The following is a 21609-nucleotide window of genomic DNA, read 5'->3' on the forward strand; positions in this document are numbered from 1 at the left end:
GAAGATGCGCTTTATGACTCACAGGTCACTCAATTTTCTGCGCTTTGTGCGAAACACGGGGACATACAAACGCCAAAAAGCACAACGGCCCACCCCGTTTCCAGGGTGAGCCGCCGGTTTGCAGCTGCGGACATCACATTTTGTTGAACAGGCTCAACTGAGAGATTTTCACAAAGGCCAACTGAGAGGCCTGCAGCATGGTTTGCTGAAGCTGCAGGTTGATCGCCGCCTGACCCATGTCGACGTTGCCCAAGGAACTCATGGTGTTGGTATTGGCAGTCCCCAGGCTGGTGTTTTCATCTGTTTGAAGATCCAGGGCATTCTGGCGAGCACCGATGGAGCCGCGCACCTGGTCAATCTGTGAACTGGCGTTGTTCAGGTTGCCGATGGTTTTGGCCACCACATCCTTGAGGTTGTTCTGCGCGACCAGGTTGCCGTCAGCCGGCGTTTCCAGGGCTTTGCGCAATTGGCTCAACGTGTCCAGGGCGTTTTCGTTCTTGTTGCTGACGGCGCTGACCGCAAACTGGTCGCCCGCCCCTGGCGCACCACTGATGTCGAACGTCACGCCGGCCGCGTTGATCGAGGTGGCACCGGCAGCCATGGTGCCGGTCGCGATGGTCTTGCTGTTCGGACTGTAGGGCTGCGCATACACCTCATACGTGGTGCCGCTGGTGAATTTGATCACCGCACCGGTATCAGGGAAGGTGCTGGCGTAGGCCGCCTGATCCGTCACCTGGCCACCGGTGACTTGTGCAGTCGACGCGTTGCCTGGCGAACGCGAAGCACTGAAGGTGTCCGGCTTGGATTGCAGGGTGAACGCCTTGCCCGCCACCAGTGCGTCGGAGTCAGCGCCGGGCGCAACGTCCGCGCCGAGCGTCAGGCTGATATCGAACTTGACGCCGCGCAGGTTGACGCTGGATGCGCCCTCTTTGGTCGCGTCGAAAGTGCCGTTGCCGGGAATCTCGGAGGTAACGTCGTTACCGTCCTTGTCGGTCACGGAATACTGCGTGCTGCTGCTGAAGGTCAGCTTGTAGGGCTGGCCGTCGGTAAAACTCTTGGTGTAGGTGACACCGGAGGTCACCGTGCCCGCCGATACCGCGACCTTGCCGTCATTGACCGCAGGCGGCAACAACGTAGCCTGGGTGCGACCGGTGTTGGTTGAACTTTCCATCATCGACTTACCGGTGTCGCCCCCCGCCATCGACAGATTGTCCGAGATCTGCAAGCTCAGCGGCGTCTCGTCACCCTGATACGTGTAGGTGCCGTCGTTATTGCGGATGTAAGGCGGCGTGTCGGTTTTCGACCCGGAAAACATGTAGTTGCCGTTGGCATCCTTGGAGTTGAGCAAGCCCAGCACCTGGTCCTCAAGCGCGCCCACTTCGCTGGCGATGGATTTACGATCGTCATCGCTCAGGGACTGGTTGGCCGCACGCAGCGCCAGTTCATTACCGCGCTGCAAGGCGGTGTTGATGCTCTTTAACACCGATTCTTCGTTGGTCAGCGAGTTCTGCAGGGTGTTGATGTTGCCGTTGAACTGGCCAAGCATGTCTTTCTGTTGCTGCAATTGCAGCAAGCGCGCGGCGGCGACCGGGTCATCGGAGGCGGTCTGCACCCGGATACCGCTGCTCGCCTGGTCCTGGGCTTTCACCACACCGGAATAGTTCGTCTGGTACTTGCTGGCGCTGGTGTCGAAATACTGCTGTGTAGAAATACGCATCGTCCCAGACTCCTTTAAAGGGCATTAATCAGTGTGCTGAAAGTTTCTTGCGCAGCCTTGATGATCTGCGACGACGCGGTGTAGTACTGCTGGAACTTGATCATGTCACCCGCCTCTTCATCCAGGTTGACCTGGGACACCGAGTTGCTGGCCGCCTTGTTCGCTGCCAACAGCGCACCCGTCGCGGTGGAGTCGGTAGCGGCCTGGCTGGCTTTGGAGCCCACCTGCGACACGAGTCGGGCGTTGGCGCTGACCAGGCTCACACCCGGGCTGCCGTCGCTGGCGCCTACGGTGGCCTTGGTCTGCAAGTCCAGCAATTGCTGGGCGTTGCGGTTGTCGGAGGTGCCCGAAGCGTTGAACGAGAAAGTCGTGCTGTCACCATTGGCAGGCGAGCCGCCGACCGTGGTGTCGAAGTTGAAGCTTTTGCCCGGGATCAACGCACCGGAGGCATCGCGCATCGGTACGTTGATGCTGATCTTGTTGCCCTGGCCCGGGATGATGGTGCCACTGCCGATCGGATTGCCTTGCGCGTCGCTCACCGTATACGACTGGGTGCCGTCGGCGGCCGGCTTGCCAAAGAGCATTTTTACCGGCATGGAGTTTTCGATGCCGGCGCGCAACTGGGCGGTATCAGCGCCGCCATGAATATCCAGCGGCACAGTCAGCTGAGGCGGTGTGAACGTACCGGTGCCGGTGTTGGTCTTGCTTGCGTTCCCCGCCAAGGGGCCCGCGAAGGCGAGCTTGTTGACGTCCTTCAGATCGACACCGATGCCCGTGGCCCCGTTGGCCGTGGGGCTGACCTTGAAGCTGTCACCGGCAGCCATGGGCCCTTTGCCGTCCAGTGCCAGGGTAAAGCCATCAATCACCGGCGGCGGCGTGGTGGTGGTGTCGAACGAACCCATGGCCTTGCCGTCGGAGCGGACGACGTTGTACTGGTTACCGCTGGTAAACGTGACTTTGTAGTCGTAGGTCATCAGCTGGCTGCTGTCCTTGATCGTGACATTCAGGTTGCCAGACCCCGCGCTGTTGCCGGCGGCCCCTTGGCTACGCTGGGAAATCGCCGCCGCGCTGTTGATATCGGTGAACAGCGACGAACCGAATTCGCCGTTGAGGTCCAGGCCCTGGCCCAACTGGTTGTTGATCGTGTCTGCCGTGGCAATCGCGATGCGCCCCAGATCATTGATGGCCGGCATCAGCACGTCACTGCGATAGCGCAGCAAGCCACCGATACTGCCGCCGGTGACCACATTGCCAAGGTCAATGGACGAGTCGCCCATCGAGAGCTGGATGGTGTACTGGCTATTGTCAGTGCTACTCGGTACCGCAGAGATATTATTGGATATCCCGCCTTCCACCAGCGACTGCCCCGTACCGGTCGTAATACTGAACTGTCCGTTTTTTTCCGTGGCCGTAACGCCGATCAGCTCGTTGAGCGAGCGCACCGCTTCGTCACGCGAGTCCAGCAGGTTGGCCGGCGCACTGCTGGAAGTCCCCTGGGCCTGGGCAATCTGCTTGTTGAGCGAGGCGATCGAGGACGTCAGCTTGTTGACCTGATCCGTCATGGTGCTCAACTGACTGTTGATCGTTTGTTTCTGCTGGTTCAACTGGCCGGAAATGGAGTTGAAGCGGTTGCTCAGGGTCTGGGCGCTGGTCAGCAGCAATTGGCGCGCGGACACGTCGCCCGGGGTGGCAGAAGCCGTCTGCGCCGCCGCGAAAAAGGCACTGAGCACCGAAGACATGCCGGTGTTGGAATCCGACAAGGTCTTGTCGATGGCACTGGCCTGGTCCAGGTAGGCGTTGGCATCGCTGTCGAGTGCCGTGCTGTTCTGGTAAGCCGTGGTGAGGAACTGGTTGTACACCCGACGCACGTCCGCCAGGGTCGTACCGGTGCCGATAAATACGCCGCCGTAGGCGTTCGACGCATTCGCGGTCTGAGCGCTCTGTTGACGCGAGTATCCCGGGGTGTTGACGTTGGCGATGTTGTTACTTAAGACCGACAACGATCCCTGGGCGGCATTGAGCCCCGACATCCCGATATTGAGCAAACTCATGATTCAGACCTTATAAATGAGTGGAAGCGCCCGCGGCAGCGTAGTTCTGGTAGCTGTTCATCGTTTTTGCGATCTGCGAAATCTTGCTGGCGTAATCCGGGTCGGTTGCATAACCGGCTTTTTGCAACTCGCGCACAAACTGTTCCGGGTTGTCGGCTGATTTCACAACTTCTTTATAGCGATCATTGCTTTGCAGCAACGTGACCAGGTCATGGAAGCTGTCCTGGTAGGAATTGTAGGAACGGAACTGCGCCGTCTCCTTGACCATCGCGCCATCGCGAAACTCGCTGGTGATCGCCCGGGCCTGTTCGCCCTGCCAACTCTGGCCGGCCTTGATACCGAACAGGTTGTGGCTGCTGGTGCCATCCTCGGCACGCATCACCGATTTACCCCAACCGGTTTCCAGGGCGGCCTGGGCCACCAGGTAGCGTGGATCGACGCCAATCCTCGCAGCGGCCTGCTTGGCCATCGGCAACATGGTGGCGACAAATTCATCCTGCGAGCTGAAGGCTTTCTTCGCCGGTGCCAGCGGTGGCTGGGCTACGGCGCGGCCGTAAACCTGCATCTGCCCGCGAGGCGGTATGGCGGCAAGGCTGCGGGCGGTGCTGTTGACCACGCCATCATCGGCAGCGCTGTTACGCAGCGGCGCGGCCTTGGCGGCAGTGGAAGCCTCGGCACCCGGCACGATGCCGGCCAGCAGGCGATCCGTCAGCTTGCTCGGCAACGAGATGCGCCGCTGGTTCATCAGCGCCATGTCGTTGGCGTGGGAGTTGGTGCCTTCAGGCACCGCCACGCGGTATGCCCACAATGGTCGCTGACCATTGCTGCGGCCCAGCGGGCCATCGGCCTTGGTACCGGCGGCAATTTCAGTCGGCACATCCACCTTCTTCGCGGGCGCAGCCGGGCCTTGCAGGGTGGCCGCCTGGGCGTCCACCGGTTTGTTCTTTTGCATCTGGCGCAGCAGCACGTCCGCCAGGCCGATACCGCCGCCCTCGCGAGACAGGGAAACCGCCAACTGCTGGTCGTACATTTCCTGGTACTGCTTGGCCGCCGGGGTATTCAGCGGGTTGTCCTTGCCCAGGGCTTCGGTGGCCGAACGCATGGACTTGAGCATCTCGCCGAGAAACAGCGACTCAAATTCCTGCGCGACCTTGCGCATGTTGCCGTCGCTGTTCTTGTCGCCGACCTTCAACTGGTTAAGCCGGTTGAGGTCGGAATAGGAACCCGAATCCGCCGTGCTGGTCAGGCCGCTCTTGCGCATGTCCATGGCCATGGCGTCAGATCACGATCAGGTCGGCTTGCAAGGCGCCGGCCTGTTTCAATGCTTCGAGGATCGCCATCAAGTCGCCGGGCGCTGCGCCCACCTGGTTCACCGCACGGACAATCTCGTCCAGGGTGGTGCCGGGGCCGAACTTGAACATCGGCTTGGCTTCTTGCTGGGCATTCACCCGCGAACGGGGGACCACGGCAGTCTGGCCGTTGGACAACGGGCCAGGCTGGCTGACGATCGGGTCTTCGGTGATGGTCACGGTCAGGCTGCCGTGGGTCACGGCCGCTGGCGAAACCTTGACGTTCTGGCCGATCACGATGGTGCCGGTCCGCGAGTTGATGATGACTTTCGCCACCGCCTGGCCCGGGTCAACCTCAAGGTTTTCCAGCAGAGACAGGTAGTCCACACGCTGGCTTGGGTCCAGCGGTGCCGTCACACGAACCGAGCCGCCATCGATGGCCTGGGCCACGCCCGGGCCGAGCAGCTCATTGATCTTGTCGACCACGCGCTTGGCGGTGGTGAAGTCAGAGCGGTTGAGGTTCAGGGTCAGGCTGTTGCCCTGGTTGAAGCCGCTGGGCACGGTGCGCTCCACCGAGGCACCACCGGGAATCCGCCCGGCCGACGGCACGTTGACGGTGATCTTCGAACCGTCGCGACCTTCGGCATCAAAGCCACCCACCACCAGGTTGCCCTGGGCAATGGCGTAGACGTTGCCGTCGATACCTTTGAGCGGGGTCATCAGCAAGGTGCCGCCGCGCAGGCTTTTCGAGTTACCCATGGACGAGACGGTGATATCGACCACCTGCCCCGGCTTGGCGAACGGCGGCAAGTCAGCGCTGATGGACACCGCCGCGACGTTCTTCAACTGCACGTTGCCCGAGCCCGGCGGCACCTTGATGCCGAACTGCGAGAGCATGTTGTTGAAGGTCTGCAGGGTGAACGGGGTCTGGGTGGTCTGGTCACCGGTGCCGTTAAGCCCCACCACCAGGCCGTAGCCGATCAGCTGGTTGGACCGCACGCCGGAAATGCTCGCGATGTCTTTCAAGCGCTCGGCCTGGGCGCCTGCGCTCAGGGCCAGCAGCAACATCGCAGCCATCAGCTGTTTGAAGTTCAAAGTGATCACCTAGAAAGGGAACAGCGGGCTAAGGAAGAAACGGTCAAACCAGCCCGGCTGACTGGCGTCAGCAAACGAACCCGTACCCGAGTAGGTGATGCGTGCATCGGCAATCCGTGTCGACGGCACGGTGTTGTCGGTGGAGATATCGTCGGCGCGAACCATGCCCGCAATGCGCACCAGTTCGTCACCGGTGTTGAGGGTCATCCACTTCTCGCCGCGTACGGCAATGATGCCGTTGGGCAGCACGTCGGCCACGGTCACGGTGATCGAGCCGGTCAGGCTGTTGCCCTGCCCTGCCGCACTCTTGCCGTTGGTGGCGCGGTCGCCGCTGTAGCCGGCGTCCAGGCTCAGGTCACCGCTGCCCAGCGGGTTGTTGGTGTTCGGTACACCGCCAAACAATGAAGTCAGGCCGATGCTGGTCTTGCTGGTCTTGCCGATCTGCGAGTTGGCGTTCTTGCTCGCCTGGGTCTTCTCGTTCAGCGTGATGGTGATGATGTCACCGACCCGGAAGGCCTTGCGGTCGCTGTACAGGTTCTGTTCGAACCCGGCCTGGTAGATCGAGCCATTGTTGGCGGCCGCCGGCAACGGCGTGCGCGGCAACACCGGCGCATAGTACGGGTCATTGGGCTTAGGCGTCGGGGCGACACAGCCCGCGAGCACAGCAATCCCACTCAATGCCAGAACAGAAACATAGCGATTCATGACCCATACCTCACGGTGTTGCAGGCGCCTTCAAGGGCGCCCCATAGACTTGATTACAGATTCTGCGTTACGAACGAAAGCATCTGGTCGGCGGTGGAAATCACCTTGGAGTTCATCTCGTAGGCGCGCTGAGTGGTGATCATGTTGACCATCTCTTCAACGGTGCTGACGTTGGATGTTTCCAGGGTGCTTTGCAGGGTGGTACCAAAGCCGTTGAGGCCCGGGGTGCCGATTTGCGGCGCGCCGCTGGACGCGGTTTCCAGGAACAGGTTGTTACCGATCGCCTGCAGGCCGGCCGGGTTGATGAAGTCAGCGGTTTGCAGGTTGCCGATCACCTGGGACGCCGGGTTGCCGGCCACGGTGATCGACACGGTGCCGTCGTTGCCGACGGTGAAGGTCTGGGCGTTGTTCGGCACGACAATCGCCGGCTCCAGCGCGAAGCCATTGGCGGTCACGACTTGGCCGTTGGAGTCCAGGTGGAACGTACCGTCACGGGTGTAGGTGGTGGTGCCGTCCGGCTGCAGGATCTGGAAGAAACCCTTGCCGTTGACTGCCAGGTCCAGCGGTTGGCCGGTCTGCTGCAGGTTACCGGCGCTGAAGTTCTTCTGGGTGCCAACGATTGCCACACCGGTACCCAGTTGCAGGCCCGACGGCAATTCGCTGTCCTGGGTCGACTGGGCGCCAGGCTGCTTCTTGATCTGATAGAGCAAGTCCTGGAACTCGGCGCGGTCACGTTTGAAACCCGTGGTCGACACGTTGGCCAGGTTGTTGGAAATGGTGGTCAGGTTGGTGTCCTGGGCGGACAGGCCTGTCTTGGCAACGTATAGAGCCGGAAGCATGTTCTTCTCCTTCGTGCGCCTGTTTTATGGCGCCGCGCTACAAAAATTAGTGTGTGGCTGCTATCAGCTCATCGCCAGGACGCGGGTCATGGCCTGGTCGTCTTCTTTGGCGCTGTTCATCATCTTGATGTGCAATTCGAACTGCTTGGACAGGGCCAGGACTGCCGTCATTTCTTCGACGGCGTTCACGTTGCTCGCCTGCAGGAAGCCCGACGTCAGCTTGACGTTGGCATCGGCCTGGGCCGGCTGGCCATCCTTGGTGTGGATGGTGCCGTCGAGGCCCTTGGTCATGTTCTTGAGGTCGGGCTGCACCAGCTTGATCCGGTCCACTTCAGCCATCACCCGCGGGCCTTCGCCCATGGCGCGGATGCTGATGGTGCCGTCCTGGCCGACTTCGATCTGCTGCTGGGGCGGCACGGCAATCGGGCCGCCGTTGCCCATGATCGGCATACCGTTGCCGGCCCGCAGCACACCCAGCGCATCGACGTTCATGCTGGCGCTGCGCACGTAGGATTCGCCGCCATCCGGGTTTTGCACGGCCATCCAGCCGTCACCGCTGACGGCCACATCGAGGTCACGGCCGGTTTCAATCATCGCGCCAGGGGAAAAGTCCGTACCTGGGCGCTCGGTCAAGGCAAAGGCCCGCGCCGGAAAGCTGTCACCGAACACCGGCATCGAGCGCGCCTGTTCCAGGTCACGCTGGAAACCATTGGTGGAAACGTTCGCCAAGTTGTTGGCGTGGGCCTTCTGCGCCAGTGCATTCTGGCTGGCGCCGGTCATTGCTACGTAAAGGTACTTATCCACGCTCTTTCCTCTTTCTGACGGACGCTTGCCGCCCACCGCTGTACTGATGAGGCTTAAGCAATTTGCGAACCAACTTTTTGAAATGAGGGAAAGTCCAGGCGGGGCGGGGGTTTGCCGGCAGGTGGCAGCTGAGGGCAGCAGGAAGAGAGTCGAAAAAACGGCGGACTTATGCCGCTAACGGCAAGTGCAGGTATCAAGACCGACAAAGAACCCATGTGGGAGCGGGCTTGCTCGCGAATGCGGAGTGTCAGTCACCGGATAATTCGACTGACCCACCGCATTCGCGAGCAAGCCCGCTCCCACAGGTTTAACCGCGTTCGGCTTTGACGACTTCGTAGTCGCGCAACTTGTTGGCAATAGTGGTGTGGGACACGCCCAGCCGCTTGCCCAACAGCCGGCTGCTGGGATGTTCGGCATACAACTGCGCCAGCACCGCCTTTTCAAAGCGCCCGACGATCTCCTCCAACCCGCCTTCCAGGGAAAAATCCCCCAGCGGCTGGCGCACGCCATAGTCCGGCAGGCGAATGTGCTCGGCCTTGACGGTGCCGCCCTCACACAGCGAAACCGCCTGGAACAGCACGTTCTCCAACTGCCGCACATTTCCCGGCCAGTGGTAATGGCTGAGGCGTTCCATCGCCGCCGGTGCGAGCTTGGGCAGCGGGCAGCCGATCTGCCGGCTGGCCTGATCCAGGAAGTGCTCCACCAGCGGCGGCAAACCGTCGAGGCACTCGCGTAGCGGCGGGATATGCAGCGAGAGCACATTGAGACGATGGTAAAGGTCCTGGCGGAATTCGCCCCGGGCGCACAGTTCGGAAAGGTCCACCTGGGTCGCGCAGATCACCCGCACATCCAGGTACACCTCTTCATCACTGCCTACACGGCGAAAGCAGCCGTCCTGCAGAAAGCGCAGCAACTTCACCTGCAATCGCGCGCTCATTTCGCCGACGCCGTCGAGAAACAACGTACCGCCCGCCGTCAGCTCCAGCAGTCCCAACTTGCCCTCCGCCCTCGCCCCTTCAAAGGCGCCGGGACCATACCCGAACAACTCGGTCTCGGCCATGGACTCGGGCAAACCGGCGCAGTTGAGCGCCATCAACGGCGACTGGCCGCGCGGGCTGGCCAGGTGACAAGCGCGGGCCAGCAACTCTTTGCCAGTGCCGGTTTCGCCTTCTATTAATAGAGGCGCATCCAACGGCGCCATGCGCCGAGCCTCACGCACCACGGCGGCCATGACCCTGGAGCTTTGGAAAATGCTGTCGAAGCCGCGCAGCTCCTGCTTGCGCACATTGTAGATACGCTCACCCACCCGGTCGGCGCGGTGCAGGGTCAGTACGGCGCCGGCCATGGCTTCGCTGTCGTCATGCTCGGAGGATTGCAGCGGCGCAATATCGGCCAGGAATACATCGCCCTTGACCTTGACCCGCAGGCCGTTGATTCGCGATTTGCTGGCCCGTACCAGTTCCGGCAAATCGAAATCTTCGGCGTAGCGCGACAACGGAATGCCCGGCACCTCATCCACCCGTACTCCGAGCAACTGCGCCGCCGCGCGGTTGGCCGCGACGATGGAGCCGCCCATGTCGATGGACAGCACCGGAAACTCCAGCGCCCCCAGCAGCGCGTTGAGCTCCATATGCCGACGCTCGCTGGGCATCAGCCCTACCCGCTTGACGCCAAATACCCCGGCAATCGCCTCGAACTGCGGGCGCAATGCCTGGAACTGCAGGTTCACCAGGTTCGGGCAATAGAGGTAGATGGCGTTGCCGTGCTCGCCACCGACCTCGCCCTTGGCGACGTTCACGCCGTACTCCACCAGTAGGTTGAGGATGTCCCGCAGGATGCCGATGCGGTTCTGGCAATGCACTTTGATACGCATGAGAAGGCCCGAAGAGGTGGAGTCGCTGCGTCTTTTTGCCGCTGGCCGCAGATAATCGTCAAGATTATGTTACAGCTGCGAGGCGATTCACACCCAAAATACGCCACAGGGAGAACGAATTGCCTCAGCCGTAACGAAAACTTTACGAATCTCAGTAACTTTTCCTACAAAAGCATGGCGCAGGAGGATGGCTTCCTGGCCCAGGCGGCGTATCAATAGGCTCATCCCAGGACATAACAAGAACGAATGCCTAGCAGGAGAGCAGTATGAAGCAGACGCAGTACGTGGCCCGCGAGCCCGACGCGAACGGTTTTATCGACTACCCGCCCGAAGAACACGCGGTGTGGAACACCCTGATCACGCGCCAACTGAAAGTGATCGAGGGCCGCGCGTGCCAGGAATACCTGGACGGCATCGACAAGCTCGGCCTGCCCCACGACCGCATTCCACAGCTAGCGGAAGTCAACAAAGTGCTGGCCGAGACCACGGGCTGGCAAGTCGCCCGGGTGCCGGCGCTGATTCCCTTCCAGACTTTTTTCGAATTGCTCGCCAACAAGCAGTTTCCGGTGGCGACGTTTATTCGTACCCGTGAAGAGCTGGATTACCTGCAGGAACCGGACATTTTTCACGAGATCTTCGGCCATTGCCCACTGCTGACCAACCCCTGGTTCGCGGAATTCACCCACACCTACGGCAAGCTCGGCCTGGCCGCCACCAAGGAACAGCGCGTGTACCTGGCGCGCCTGTACTGGATGACCATCGAGTTCGGCCTGGTGGACACGCCCGAAGGCCGGCGCATCTACGGTGGCGGCATCCTGTCTTCGCCCAAGGAGACCGTGTACTGCCTCTCGGACGTGCCCGAGCATCAAGCCTTCGACCCGCTCGAAGCGATGCGCACGCCGTATCGCATCGACATTCTGCAACCCGTGTACTTCGCCCTGCCCAACCTCAAGCGCCTGTTCGAAGTGGCGCAGGAAGACATCATGGGCATGGTCGAACGCGGGATGCAGCTGGGGCTGCACGCACCGAAGTTCCCGCCCAAGCCAAAAGCGGCTTGAACTGCGGCTTTTAGGGCCAGGTGAGTCTGTTCCCTGGCCTCGCGTTGCTTTAGGGTGACGCTACTGACGACCGTTTCCAAATACTCGATTTCAGGAATACCCACATGACCACGTTGAACCAAGCCCACTGCGAAGCCTGCCGCGCCGACGCCCCGCAAGTCAGCGACGAAGAGTTGCCGGTGCTGATCAAGCAGATCCCCGACTGGAACATCGAAGTACGCGATGGCGTGATGCAGCTGGAAAAGGTCTTCCTGTTCAAGAATTTCAAATTCGCCCTGGCCTTCACCAACGCCGTGGGCGTGATCTCCGAAGCTGAAGGCCATCACCCGGGCCTGCTCACCGAATGGGGCAAAGTCACCGTGACCTGGTGGAGCCACTCCATCAAGGGCCTGCACCGCAACGACTTCATCATGGCCGCGCGCACCGACGAAGTGGCCAAGGATGCTGAGGGCCGCAAGTAATGCATTTCGACGCAATTGGCCGGGTGCCCGGAGACCCGATCCTCGGGCTGATGGAGTTGTACGCCCAGGATCCAAACCCGAACAAGTTCGACCTCGGCGTGGGCGTGTACAAGGACGACCAGGGCCTGACGCCGATCCCGCATTCGGTGAAACTGGCCGAGCAGCGCCTGGTGGAACAACAAACCACCAAGACCTACATCGGCGGCCATGGCAATACCGCGTTCGGCTCGCTGATCAGCGAGCTGGTGCTGGGCGCCGGTTCGCCACTGCTGGGCGAGCGCCGCGCCGGCGCCACCCAGACGCCTGGCGGCACCGGCGCGCTGCGCCTGAGCGCCGACTTTATCGCCCACAGCCTGCCCGGCCGTGGCGTATGGCTGAGCAACCCGACCTGGCCGATCCACGAAACCATCTTCGCCAAGGCCGGGCTCAAGGTCAGCCATTACCCGTACGTGGGCAGCGACAATCGCCTGGACGTAGCGGCGATGCTGACCACCCTGTCCACCGTGCCAAAAGGCGATGTGGTGCTGCTGCACGCCTGCTGCCACAACCCGACCGGTTTCGACCTGTCCCACGATGACTGGCGCCAGGTGCTGAAGATCGTCCAGGAACGTCAGTTGCTGCCGCTGATCGACTTTGCGTATCAGGGTTTTGGCGATGGCCTGGAACAGGATGCATGGGCCGTGCGGATGTTCGCGGCTGAGCTGCCCGAAGTACTGATCACCAGTTCCTGCTCGAAGAACTTCGGCTTGTACAGCGACCGTGTCGGCGCGTTGATTGTGTGCGCGGCGGACGCCGAGAAACTGACGGATGTGCGCAGCCAGCTGGCGTTTATTGCGCGTAACTTGTGGTCGACGCCGCCGGACCATGGTGCTGCTGTGGTGGCGACGATTCTCGGTGACGCCGGGCTGAAAAAGCAGTGGGCCGAGGAAGTGGAAGCGATGCGGGCGCGGATTGCGCAGCTGCGTTCCGGGCTGGTGGAGGCGTTGGCGCCCCATGGGTTGTCGGAGCGGTTTGCGCACATCGCGGCGCAACGCGGGATGTTTTCCTATACCGGGTTGAGTGCGGAACAGGTGAAGCAACTGCGGGAAAAGCACAGCGTGTATATGGTCAATTCCGGGCGCGCGAACGTGGCGGGGATTGATGCGACGCGGTTGACGTTGTTGGCAGAAGCGATCGCAGATGTTTCCCACACCTGACTGAAGAAACCGGCTCCAAATGTGGGAGCGGGCTTGCTCGCGAATGCGGTGGGTCAGTCGAATTATCTGGTGACTGACCCACCGCATTCGCGAGCAAGCCCGCCCCCACATTTAGACCGAGTGAGTCTGTGGGTTTGAGGCTTAGCCCGCGACCATCTCGGCCTTTAGCTGTGCCTCTTTCGCCTGGGCATCCGCCAATCGATACAGCTCGATATGCCCGTCCCAGTGCTCGATCAGCGCCGTGCACGACTCCACCCAATCCCCGCAATTGAGGTAGTCCACCTCGCCCACCTTGCGAATCTCCGCATGGTGGATGTGCCCGCACACCACGCCATGCAGCTCGCGCTTGGTCACTTCGTGGGCGATCGCTTCTTCAAAATCACTGATAAAGCTCACCGCCGTCTTGACCTTGTGCTTGAGGTACGCCGACAACGACCAATAGCCGTAGCCATAGCGCGCCCGCCAGTGGTTCAACCAGCGGTTGAGCGTGAGGGTGAATTCGTAGGCCGAATCGCCGAGGAACGCCAGCCAGCGGTGATACCGGGTGATCACGTCGAACTGGTCGCCATGGATCACCAGCAAATGCCGGCCATCGGCAGTCACGTGCACCGCCTCGTCCACCAACTGGATATTGCCAAGGATCAGCTTCGAATAACGCCGCAGGAATTCATCGTGGTTGCCGGTGACGTAGATCACCTCGGTGCCGCGCTTGCTCATGGTCAGCAGGCGGCGGATCACGTTGGTGTGGGCCTGGGGCCAATACATGCCACTGCGCAGCTTCCAGCCGTCGATGATGTCGCCCACCAGGTAGACCTTGTCGGCGTGGTAGCCCTTGAGGAAATGCGAGAGGTGTTCGGCCTGGCAATCCCGAGTGCCCAAATGCACGTCGGAAATCCACAGGGTACGCACGCGTTGCTTGCGGCTGGGTTTGGCGAGTTCGGCGCTGGTCATGGGCATGCCTCACGGTGTTTTCGCGAGCTTGCGCCCATGGGATTAATAGCCCATGACAGTGTTGCGTCAGTCTGATGACAGCGCCCACAGGCGGCGAAGCGATGTAAACTGCAGGCCTGCCCAGGAGACTGCGATGAGACCCAACCTCACGCTACGCCACTACCCCGATGCGCCTATCGCCCATAGCCACGACCATGCACAGCTGGTGTTTGGCCTGTCCGGGCACCTGGACTTCGAGGTGGATGGCCGGGGCGGCCAGGTGCAGCACAGCAGTGTGATGGTGCTGCCCTACTCCGCCCATCACGCATGCCGCAGTCGCGATGGCAGCCGCTGCCTGGTGCTGGACGTGCCCGATGAGCACTGGCTGGCGCAGTCCCTGGGGGAGCATGCCGACGCCAGCCGCCGCTTGCTCGACCGGTGCGCACACCTGACCCTCGACAATCGCCAAAGCCAACTGGTGCAGTGGTTGGCAAGCAGCCCGGTGGACGATCCGCTGATCGCCCAGCAAGGCGCCGTATTGCTGCTGGCCAGCCTCAACCTTGCGCAGCCGCCGGTGGGCAAGCGCCTGCCCTATGCCGCGTTCGATGCGCATATCCAGCGGCACGCCGCGCACCCACTGCAAGTGGCGGACCTGGCGAAGCTCGCCGACCTGTCCGTCGCCCGCCTGCATGCACGGTTTATCGCGGAAAGCGGGCAGACGCCGATGGACTACATACGCACCCGGCGCTTGCAGATGGCCCGCGGCCTGTTGCGCGACAGCCAGCTGCCGATCGGCGAGATTGCCGCGCGGGTGGGCTATGGTTCGCAAAGTGCATTTGCTGCGGCGATGCTGCGCGAGTTTGGCCTCTCGCCCCGAGCCTTCAGACGAGCACCGCCCGGTGCAGGAGCTGGCTTGCCTGCGATAGCATCACCGCGCGCTATCTGAACGACCGAGTTGTCTGCATCGCAGGCAAGCCAGCTCCCACAGGGATCTTCACCAAGCAAGAGTCCTGCGACAAAAGCCGCGAGCCCAACGACAGACGCGAATGCCTGCAACCCTCTAGACTGCGATCCTGTAAACCCGTCGTTTAAGGATCGCAATGACTCCCCGCACAGCCCTCGGCGCCCTGCATATCGGCGCATTGATGTTTGGCCTCACTGGTGTGTTCGGCAAACTGGCGGCCGCTTCGCCGGCGATTATCGTGTTCGGCCGCGCCGCGTTCGCGGTCATTGCCCTGGCGATCTTTGCGCGCTTTGCCAGCAACACGCCCTGGCAGAAGCTGCAAGCCCGCGACTGGCGCCGCCTGCTGGTCAGCGGCCTGCTGCTGGCCGGGCATTGGGTGAGTTTCTTTATTGCGGTAAAGGTCGCCGGTGTGGCCATCGCCACCCTGGGCTTCGCCACGTTCCCGGCGTTCACGGTGATTCTCGAAGGCTTGATTTTCCGCGAGCGGATTCGCGCCAACGAGATCCTGCTGGTGGTGCTGGTGAGCATCGGCCTGGTGCTGGTCACGCCGGATTTCAATCTCGCCAGCCAGGCCACCAGCGGCTTGTTGTGGGCGGTCGGCTCCGGGTTGTTGTTCTCGCTGCTGTCGCTGAACAACCGCGCCAGTGGGCGCATCCCGCCGGTGCAGGCCGCCTTGTGCCAGAACGTGGTGGTAGCGCTGTGCCTGTTGCCCGTCGCCGCGCCCGGGCTGGCCGAAGTGCGACCAGTGGACTGGCTGTGGATCGGTCTGCTCGGGGTGTTCTGCACCGGCCTGGCCCATAGCCTGTTTGTCGCCAGCCTCGCGGTGCTCAAGGCGCGCACGGCGGCGGTGGTGTTTGCCATGGAGCCGGTGTATGGCATCACCGCGGCCTGGCTGCTGTTTGCTGAAACGCCGACCCTGCGCATGCTGATGGGCGGCGCGCTGATCATCGTGGCCATCGTGGTGTCCGGGCTGATGGGCGGCGCCAAACCGGCCAAGCAGCCGGCCACCACGGCCGAGGTTCATTGAGTACGGTCGTTATGCCCCAGGTCCCGTTGCGGGTCGATCTGGTCACGTACCCGTTGCTTGAGCACCTTGGCTTCCGGGAAGCCCCCGTCGGCCTTGCGTTCCCAGATCTGCACACCGTCGCAGGTAATCCGAAACGCACCGCCGGTGGCCGGCTCCAGGGCCACTTTGCCGAGGTCATCGGCGAACGTGCTCAGCAGTTCCTGGGCCAGCCAGGCGGCGCGCAGCAGCCACTGACACTGGGTGCAATAGGTGATGACAATCTCGGGCTTGGCCGCTGACATGAATTGACTGGCTCCTGCTTGGCGGGTTGAAAGGATCGAGTGGCTATAATACCGGCCTTTATCGTCCTGCCTTGAGATTGATGATGCGCCGCCTGTTGTCCTGTCTGTTGCTGTGCCTGTTCCCTGTCCTCGTCCAAGCCGTCGAAAACCCGCGCCCGAAGATCGGCCTGGTGCTCTCCGGCGGTGCCGCCCGTGGCCTGGCGCACATTGGCGTGCTCAAGGCCCTGGAAGAACAGGGCATCCACATCGATGCGATTGCCGGCACCAGCATGGGTGCGGTGATCGGCGGGCTGTACGCCTCGGGCTACAAGATCGACGAGCTGGAAAAACTCGCGCTGAACATCGACTGGAAGCTCGCCCTGTCTGACGCGCCACCGCGGGAAGACGTGCCATTCCGGCGCAAGCAGGATGACCGGGATTTCCTGGTCAAACAGAAACTCAGCTTCCGCGACGACGGCAGCCTCGGCCTGCCACTGGGGGTGATCCAGGGTCAGAACCTGGCCTTGCTGCTGGAAAGCATGTTCGCCCACACCAGTAACGTGCGGGATTTCGACAAGCTGCCGATCCCCTTCCGCGCCGTGGCCACCGACATCACCAGTGGTGAAAAAGTGGTGTTCCGCAAAGGCCACCTGCCCCAGGTGATCCGCGCCAGCATGTCGATCCCGGCGGTGTTTGCCCCGGTGGAACTGGATGGCCGGCTGCTGGTGGACGGCGGCATGACCGATAACATCCCGCTGGATGTGGCGCGGGAAATGGGGGTCGACATCGCCATCGTCGTCGACATCGGCACCCCGCTGCGCTCACGCAAGCAACTCAACACCGTGGTGGACGTGCTCAACCAGTCCATCACCCTGATGACCCGGCGCAATTCCGAAGAACAACTCAAGGCCCTGGCGCCCCGCGACGTGCTGATCCAGCCGCCCCTGGCCGCCTACGGGGTGACGGATTTCGGGCGCGCCAAGGACATGATCGACGCGGGCTACCGCGCCACCCGCGCACTCGACGTGCGCCTGGCGCACCTGCGCCCGGCCGAACCGGTGGACCCGTCGCTGGTGGCCGCGCGAACGCCCGGCGAGCGCAACCCGGTGATCACCGCAATCAAGGTAGAGAACGACTCCAAGGTGGGCGACGAGGTGATCCGCTACTACATCCGCCAGAACCTCGGCGAGCCCCTGGACCTGGCCCGCCTGCAAACCGACATGGGCACTCTGTACGGCCTGGATTACTTCGAACAGGTGCAATACCGCGTGGTGAAAAAGGGCAAGGACAACACCCTGGTCATCAGTGCCCGGGGCAAACGCAGCGGCACCGACTACCTGCGCCTGGGCCTGAACCTGTCGGATGACATGCGCGGCGACAGCGCCTTCAACCTCGGCGCCAGCTACCGCATGAACGGCATCAACCGCCTCGGCGCCGAATGGCTGACGCGGGTGCAGATCGGGGACAAGCAGGAGCTGTACAGCGAGTTCTATCAGCCGATGGACACCGGTTCACGCTACTTCGTCGCGCCCTATATCAGTGCCCAGGCGCAGAACGTCGAACTGATTGAAGACAATAACCCTATCTCCGAATACCGCCTGGAACGCTACGGCTTCGGCCTGAACGTGGGCCGGCAGATCGGCAACAGCGGCGAGATTCGTTTCGGCGTCGGCGAGGCCTGGGGCAAGGCGGATGTGCGCATTGGCGACCGGAATTCACCGAGCATCAACTTCAGCGAGGGTTTCTATGAGCTGAAGTACTCCTTCGACTCGTTCGACAACGTGTACTTCCCCCATACCGGCGAAGACATTGGCCTGGCCTTCCGGGAGTTCGAACCGGGGCTGGGTTCGGACCAGCGCTATCGCCAGTGGGAGTTCAAGCTGGACAAGGCCATGAGCAGCGGGCCGGACACACTGATCCTCGGCGGGCGGTATGGGCGCACCCTGGATAAGTCGGACGTGGTGATTTCCAGCTTCCTGCTGGGGGGCGCGCGGCAGCTGTCGGGCTTCCGGGAGGATGCGATTGCCGGGCAGAACATCAGCCTGATGCGCGCGGTCTACTATCGCCGGCTGACGCCGCGGTCTTATTTGCCGCTGGATTTCCCGTTGTACCTGGGCGCGTCACTGGAGCGAGGGCGGGCTTGGAACAACGACAATGAATACGACAGCGGGTACATCAACGCCGCCAGTATTTTCCTGGGGTTTGATACGCCGCTGGGGCCGTTGAATTTCAGTTATGGGTTTAACGATGACAGTCAGCAGGCGGTGTACCTGAACCTGGGGCAAACCTTCTAACTACGCCGCAAAACCCATGTGGGAGCGGGCTTGCTCGCGAAGGCGGTGTGTCAGTCAGCACATGTATTCACTGACACTTCGCCTTCGCGAGCAAGCCCGCTCCCACATTTTTGATCTTCTGTGTACTTGGGATCAGGACTTCTCGAGATTTCCGAGGATGTGTTCATGCACCCGCATGCACACCCGCAGATCCTCTTCATCGACACCCACAAACAGCTCATGGCGCAAGGCCGTGGCGATGGTCTCGATCTGCTCGATCAGCGGCTTCGCGGTGTCGCACAGCACAATGCGCTTGGCGCGGCGGTCTTCCACCACGGCCTGGCGTTGCACCAGGCCCTGGCTTTCCAGGCTGTCGAGCAAACGGGCCAAGGTGGGCCCCTCTACCCCGACACTCTGCGCCAGCTCACGCTGGGTAGGCGGTTCGGTAAAACGGGCCAGGTGCAGCAGCACCAGCCAGCGTGCCTGGGACAGTCCCAAACCTGCCAAGCGGCGATCCAGCTCGGCACGCCATCCTCGGGACATATGCGCCAACTGCATGCCAAAACGGTGTTGATCGGTTAACGGCATAAAAAACTCATGGATTAGACTGAAAATAAAGTATGGCTAATTATTAGTCAGCTAAGCATGACCCATGCCAGTAGGCAAGACCCGGTATGTACTGATTCGTTACATTGTCGTAATTGGCACATCAAATCTCGAATTCCGACTGCAAAGCGGCCCTTACGCAGTACAAAACGCCCTCGGGAACGCGGCCGGTAAACAGCGGCGCAATCTCGGAAACGGGTGGCAATTCGCCTTCTCCATCCAGGAATGCATCCTGGATTTCACCGAGCAAATCTTCCGGCAGATCAAGGGCCTGCTCCAACGACAACTGCTGCTTGCCAATGGACTCGGCGAGCAAGGTGTAGACGTTCTTTTCCGAGCACTGCAGCTGCCCGGCAATCTGGATCGGGGTCATGCCGGCACGGGCGAGGCTGATCAACTCGTGGCGGATGTCGGCGACCTCTTTCGGCGCCTCGACCTGGCCGCCGAGCACTTCGAGGAAGGCCTGGCCATAACGCTCCAGCTTGCGCGCACCGACGCCGCTGACCCTGGCCATCTCGCCGAGGGTAGTGGGATGGTCGCGGAGCATTTCCAGCAAGGTGGAGTCCGGGAAGATGACGTAAGGCGGCACGCTGTGTTCCTGCGCCAACTTCTTACGCAGCGCGCGCAGGGCTTCCCACTGTTCGCGCTCTTCGAAACGCACCAGTTGGCTGGCCTGGCTGGTGCTGCTCTTGGCGGTGGTTTGCGGCTTGAGGTCGCGGCGCAGCTCCAGGCTGACTTCGCCCTTGAGCAGCGGCCGGCAACTGTCGTTCAGGCGCAGGCCGCCGTAGCCTTCCAGGTCGATGTCCACCAGGCCACGGGCGACCATCTGCCGGAACAGCGAGCGCCACTCGCCTTCGGCGCGGGCCTTGCCCACACCGTAGACCGAGAGTTTTTCGTGGCCGAAGCTGCGAATCTTTTCATTGTCCTTGCCCAGCAACACGTCCACCAGGTGGCCGACGCCATAGCGCTGGCCGGTGCGGTAGATCGCCGACAACGCCTGGCGCGCCGGCTCGGTGGCGTCCCAGGTCTGCACGCCGTCCACGCAGTTGTCGCAGTGGCCGCAGGGCTTGGGCATGTCTTCGTCGAAGTAGGCGAGCAAGGTCTGGCGACGGCAGCGGGTTTCTTCACACAGCGACAGCATCGCGTCGAGCTTGTGCTGTTCCAGGCGCTTGTGGCGCTCGTCGCCTTCGGAGTTCTGCAGCATCTGCTTGAGCATCACCACGTCTTGCAGGCCGTAGACCATCCACGCATCCGCCGGCAGGCCGTCACGGCCGGCACGCCCGGTTTCCTGGTAGTACGCCTCGAGGGATTTGGGCAGATCCATATGGGCCACGAAGCGCACGTTGGATTTGTCGATGCCCATGCCGAACGCGATGGTGGCGACCATGATCAGGCCTTCCTCGTTGAGGAAGCGCTTCTGGTGGTAGGCCCGCAGTTCGTTGGGCAACCCCGCGTGATACGGCAGTGCCGGGTAGCCTTGTTCACTGAGGAATGCGGCGACCTCATCGACCTTCTTGCGCGACAGGCAATAGACAATGCCGGCGTCGCTGCGCCGATCGGAGAGGAACGCCAGCAACTGCTTGCGCGGCTGCTCCTTGGGCACAATGCGGTAAAAGATATTCGGCCGGTCGAAGCTCGAGAGGAAGCGCTCGGCGTTCTGCAGGTGCAGGCGCTCGACGATTTCTTCGCGGGTCCGTTTGTCGGCGGTGGCGGTCAGGGCGATGCGCGGGACGTTGGGGAACAGTTCCGCCAGTTGGCCCAGCTGCAGGTATTCACGACGGAAATCGTGGCCCCATTGGGACACACAGTGGGCTTCGTCGATGGCGAACAGGGCGATTTCCAGGCTCTGCAGGAACGCCAGCATCCGTGGCTGCACCAGGCGCTCGGGGGCGAGGTAAAGCATCTTCACTTCGCCGCGCTTGATCCGGGCGGCGAGGTCACGCTGCTGTTCGGCGCTGAGGGTGGAGTTCAGCGAAGCGGCCGCCACGCCGAGCTCTTCAAGGGTGGCCACCTGGTCGTCCATCAGGGCGATCAACGGCGACACCACCACCGCAAGCCCTTCCCGCAGGAGTGCCGGTACCTGGAAGCACAGCGACTTGCCGCCGCCGGTAGGCATCAGCACCAGGGCATCGCCGCCGTTGGCCACGCGCTCAATGATCGCACCCTGGCGGCCACGAAAACTGTCGTAGCCGAAGATGTCCTTGAGGACGCGTTGAGCCTGCTCGAGCATGAAAAACTCCAAATATCGCCGAAATCCCTCTGTACAGGCTGGTCGAAAAAGCACGCTTGAGCGGGAAATAATCCGTAAGCGAACTTTTCCCGCGACTGGCGCTTGGCCTGCAGGGGCATCACAAAACGCGGCAGTATACCCGAGCGTTACCCGGCAAAGGGTGCCGTTGGTGAATTGCCGCCGGGCTCAAATACCTCTCAAATCTGTGCTGCGGCTGGCCTGGCAGCTCAA

The 21609-nt window shown here is 61.9% G+C and carries 18 protein-coding genes; 6 read left to right on the forward strand and 12 right to left on the reverse strand.

Features of this window, described 5'->3' with window-relative positions:
• Positions 1–133: 133 nt before the first annotated feature.
• From C0058_RS23735 to C0058_RS23770, 8 genes are all read right to left on the reverse strand, one after another.
• The gene (locus C0058_RS23735; RefSeq protein ID WP_003214602.1) at positions 134–1717 is read right to left on the reverse strand and encodes a flagellar hook-associated protein 3; all 1584 of its coding nucleotides are present in this window, start codon (positions 1715–1717) and stop codon (positions 134–136) included.
• A 14-nt stretch (positions 1718–1731) separates the two neighbouring features.
• On the reverse strand, positions 1732–3768 hold the full coding sequence (gene flgK, locus C0058_RS23740; RefSeq protein ID WP_102369678.1) for a flagellar hook-associated protein FlgK: 2037 nt from the start codon (positions 3766–3768) through the stop codon (positions 1732–1734).
• 10 nt (positions 3769–3778) lie between these two features.
• A complete protein-coding gene (gene flgJ / locus C0058_RS23745) occupies positions 3779–5041 on the reverse strand; it encodes a flagellar assembly peptidoglycan hydrolase FlgJ (RefSeq protein ID WP_003214604.1) in 1263 nt (420 codons plus the stop codon).
• A gap of 4 nt (positions 5042–5045) precedes the next feature.
• Complete coding sequence (locus tag C0058_RS23750) at positions 5046–6134, reverse strand: flagellar basal body P-ring protein FlgI (protein WP_032899355.1); 1089 nt, start codon at positions 6132–6134, stop codon at positions 5046–5048.
• Positions 6135–6161: 27 nt separating this feature from the next.
• Positions 6162–6857 (reverse strand): flagellar basal body L-ring protein FlgH, encoded by a 696-nt coding sequence (gene flgH / locus C0058_RS23755; RefSeq protein WP_003214607.1) that lies wholly within the window; start codon positions 6855–6857, stop codon positions 6162–6164.
• Positions 6858–6910: 53 nt separating this feature from the next.
• Complete coding sequence (flgG, locus tag C0058_RS23760; RefSeq protein WP_003214609.1) at positions 6911–7696, reverse strand: flagellar basal-body rod protein FlgG; 786 nt, start codon at positions 7694–7696, stop codon at positions 6911–6913.
• Positions 7697–7759: 63 nt separating this feature from the next.
• Positions 7760–8500 carry a flagellar basal body rod protein FlgF gene (locus C0058_RS23765; protein WP_003214611.1) on the reverse strand — a complete coding sequence of 247 codons (741 nt, stop codon included), beginning with the start codon at positions 8498–8500 and terminating at the stop codon, positions 7760–7762.
• 307 nt (positions 8501–8807) lie between these two features.
• Positions 8808–10373, reverse strand: a complete 1566-nt coding sequence (locus tag C0058_RS23770; protein WP_003214613.1) for a sigma-54-dependent phenylalanine hydroxylase transcriptional regulator PhhR — start codon at positions 10371–10373, stop codon at positions 8808–8810.
• Between the two features lie 266 nt (positions 10374–10639).
• Here C0058_RS23770 and phhA point away from each other — a divergent pair, with 266 nt between their 5' ends.
• From phhA to C0058_RS23785, 3 genes are all read left to right on the forward strand, one after another.
• Positions 10640–11431, forward strand: coding sequence for a phenylalanine 4-monooxygenase (gene phhA / locus C0058_RS23775; protein ID WP_003214615.1), 792 nt, complete (start codon positions 10640–10642; stop codon positions 11429–11431).
• 104 nt (positions 11432–11535) lie between these two features.
• A complete protein-coding gene (locus tag C0058_RS23780; RefSeq protein WP_003214616.1) occupies positions 11536–11892 on the forward strand; it encodes a 4a-hydroxytetrahydrobiopterin dehydratase in 357 nt (118 codons plus the stop codon).
• A complete protein-coding gene (locus tag C0058_RS23785; protein ID WP_102369679.1) occupies positions 11892–13088 on the forward strand; it encodes an amino acid aminotransferase in 1197 nt (398 codons plus the stop codon). Before C0058_RS23780 ends, C0058_RS23785 begins: the two co-directional genes overlap by 1 nt.
• Positions 13089–13229: 141 nt before the next feature.
• Here C0058_RS23785 and C0058_RS23790 read toward each other — a convergent pair whose 3' ends face one another.
• Positions 13230–14039: a UDP-2,3-diacylglucosamine diphosphatase gene (locus tag C0058_RS23790; RefSeq protein WP_003214618.1), complete on the reverse strand. Its 810-nt coding sequence runs from the start codon at positions 14037–14039 to the stop codon at positions 13230–13232.
• 133 nt (positions 14040–14172) lie between these two features.
• Here C0058_RS23790 and C0058_RS23795 point away from each other — a divergent pair, with 133 nt between their 5' ends.
• Positions 14173–14964, forward strand: a complete 792-nt coding sequence (locus tag C0058_RS23795) for an AraC family transcriptional regulator (RefSeq protein ID WP_087692744.1) — start codon at positions 14173–14175, stop codon at positions 14962–14964.
• 154 nt (positions 14965–15118) lie between these two features.
• Positions 15119–16009: a DMT family transporter gene (locus C0058_RS23800; RefSeq protein ID WP_102369680.1), complete on the forward strand. Its 891-nt coding sequence runs from the start codon at positions 15119–15121 to the stop codon at positions 16007–16009.
• On the opposite strand, the gene C0058_RS23805 is transcribed toward C0058_RS23800, so the two are convergent.
• Complete coding sequence (locus tag C0058_RS23805) at positions 16003–16290, reverse strand: SelT/SelW/SelH family protein (protein ID WP_003214624.1); 288 nt, start codon at positions 16288–16290, stop codon at positions 16003–16005. The genes C0058_RS23800 and C0058_RS23805 overlap by 7 nt on opposite strands.
• 83 nt (positions 16291–16373) lie before the next feature.
• Here C0058_RS23805 and C0058_RS23810 point away from each other — a divergent pair, with 83 nt between their 5' ends.
• Positions 16374–18563 (forward strand): patatin-like phospholipase family protein, encoded by a 2190-nt coding sequence (locus C0058_RS23810; protein WP_003214625.1) that lies wholly within the window; start codon positions 16374–16376, stop codon positions 18561–18563.
• A gap of 132 nt (positions 18564–18695) precedes the next feature.
• Here the strand turns inward: C0058_RS23810 and C0058_RS23815 are convergent, their stop codons facing one another.
• The gene (locus tag C0058_RS23815; protein WP_004371158.1) at positions 18696–19130 is read right to left on the reverse strand and encodes a MarR family transcriptional regulator; all 435 of its coding nucleotides are present in this window, start codon (positions 19128–19130) and stop codon (positions 18696–18698) included.
• 121 nt (positions 19131–19251) lie between these two features.
• Positions 19252–21378 carry a DNA helicase RecQ gene (gene recQ, locus C0058_RS23820; protein ID WP_004371161.1) on the reverse strand — a complete coding sequence of 709 codons (2127 nt, stop codon included), beginning with the start codon at positions 21376–21378 and terminating at the stop codon, positions 19252–19254.
• Positions 21379–21609 lie beyond the last annotated feature (231 nt).

Source organism: Pseudomonas sp. NC02 (genome assembly GCF_002874965.1).
Classification (GTDB): Bacteria; Pseudomonadota; Gammaproteobacteria; order Pseudomonadales; family Pseudomonadaceae; genus Aquipseudomonas.

Excerpts from the sequence above, each read along its gene's own strand:
- C0058_RS23735 (WP_003214602.1), bottom strand. The coding sequence starts at position 1,717 with ATGCGTATTTCTACACAGCAGTATTTCGACACCAGCGCCAGCAAGTAC.
- flgK (WP_102369678.1), bottom strand. The coding sequence starts at position 3,768 with ATGAGTTTGCTCAATATCGGGATGTCGGGGCTCAATGCCGCCCAGGGA.
- flgJ (WP_003214604.1), bottom strand. The coding sequence starts at position 5,041 with ATGGCCATGGACATGCGCAAGAGCGGCCTGACCAGCACGGCGGATTCG.
- C0058_RS23750 (WP_032899355.1), bottom strand. The coding sequence starts at position 6,134 with ATGGCTGCGATGTTGCTGCTGGCCCTGAGCGCAGGCGCCCAGGCCGAG.
- flgH (WP_003214607.1), bottom strand. The coding sequence starts at position 6,857 with ATGAATCGCTATGTTTCTGTTCTGGCATTGAGTGGGATTGCTGTGCTC.
- flgG (WP_003214609.1), bottom strand. The coding sequence starts at position 7,696 with ATGCTTCCGGCTCTATACGTTGCCAAGACAGGCCTGTCCGCCCAGGAC.
- C0058_RS23770 (WP_003214613.1), bottom strand. The coding sequence starts at position 10,373 with ATGCGTATCAAAGTGCATTGCCAGAACCGCATCGGCATCCTGCGGGAC.
- phhA (WP_003214615.1), top strand. The coding sequence starts at position 10,640 with ATGAAGCAGACGCAGTACGTGGCCCGCGAGCCCGACGCGAACGGTTTT.
- C0058_RS23780 (WP_003214616.1), top strand. The coding sequence starts at position 11,536 with ATGACCACGTTGAACCAAGCCCACTGCGAAGCCTGCCGCGCCGACGCC.
- C0058_RS23785 (WP_102369679.1), top strand. The coding sequence starts at position 11,892 with ATGCATTTCGACGCAATTGGCCGGGTGCCCGGAGACCCGATCCTCGGG.
- C0058_RS23790 (WP_003214618.1), bottom strand. The coding sequence starts at position 14,039 with ATGACCAGCGCCGAACTCGCCAAACCCAGCCGCAAGCAACGCGTGCGT.
- C0058_RS23795 (WP_087692744.1), top strand. The coding sequence starts at position 14,173 with ATGAGACCCAACCTCACGCTACGCCACTACCCCGATGCGCCTATCGCC.
- C0058_RS23800 (WP_102369680.1), top strand. The coding sequence starts at position 15,119 with ATGACTCCCCGCACAGCCCTCGGCGCCCTGCATATCGGCGCATTGATG.
- C0058_RS23805 (WP_003214624.1), bottom strand. The coding sequence starts at position 16,290 with ATGTCAGCGGCCAAGCCCGAGATTGTCATCACCTATTGCACCCAGTGT.
- C0058_RS23810 (WP_003214625.1), top strand. The coding sequence starts at position 16,374 with ATGCGCCGCCTGTTGTCCTGTCTGTTGCTGTGCCTGTTCCCTGTCCTC.
- C0058_RS23815 (WP_004371158.1), bottom strand. The coding sequence starts at position 19,130 with ATGCCGTTAACCGATCAACACCGTTTTGGCATGCAGTTGGCGCATATG.
- recQ (WP_004371161.1), bottom strand. The coding sequence starts at position 21,378 with ATGCTCGAGCAGGCTCAACGCGTCCTCAAGGACATCTTCGGCTACGAC.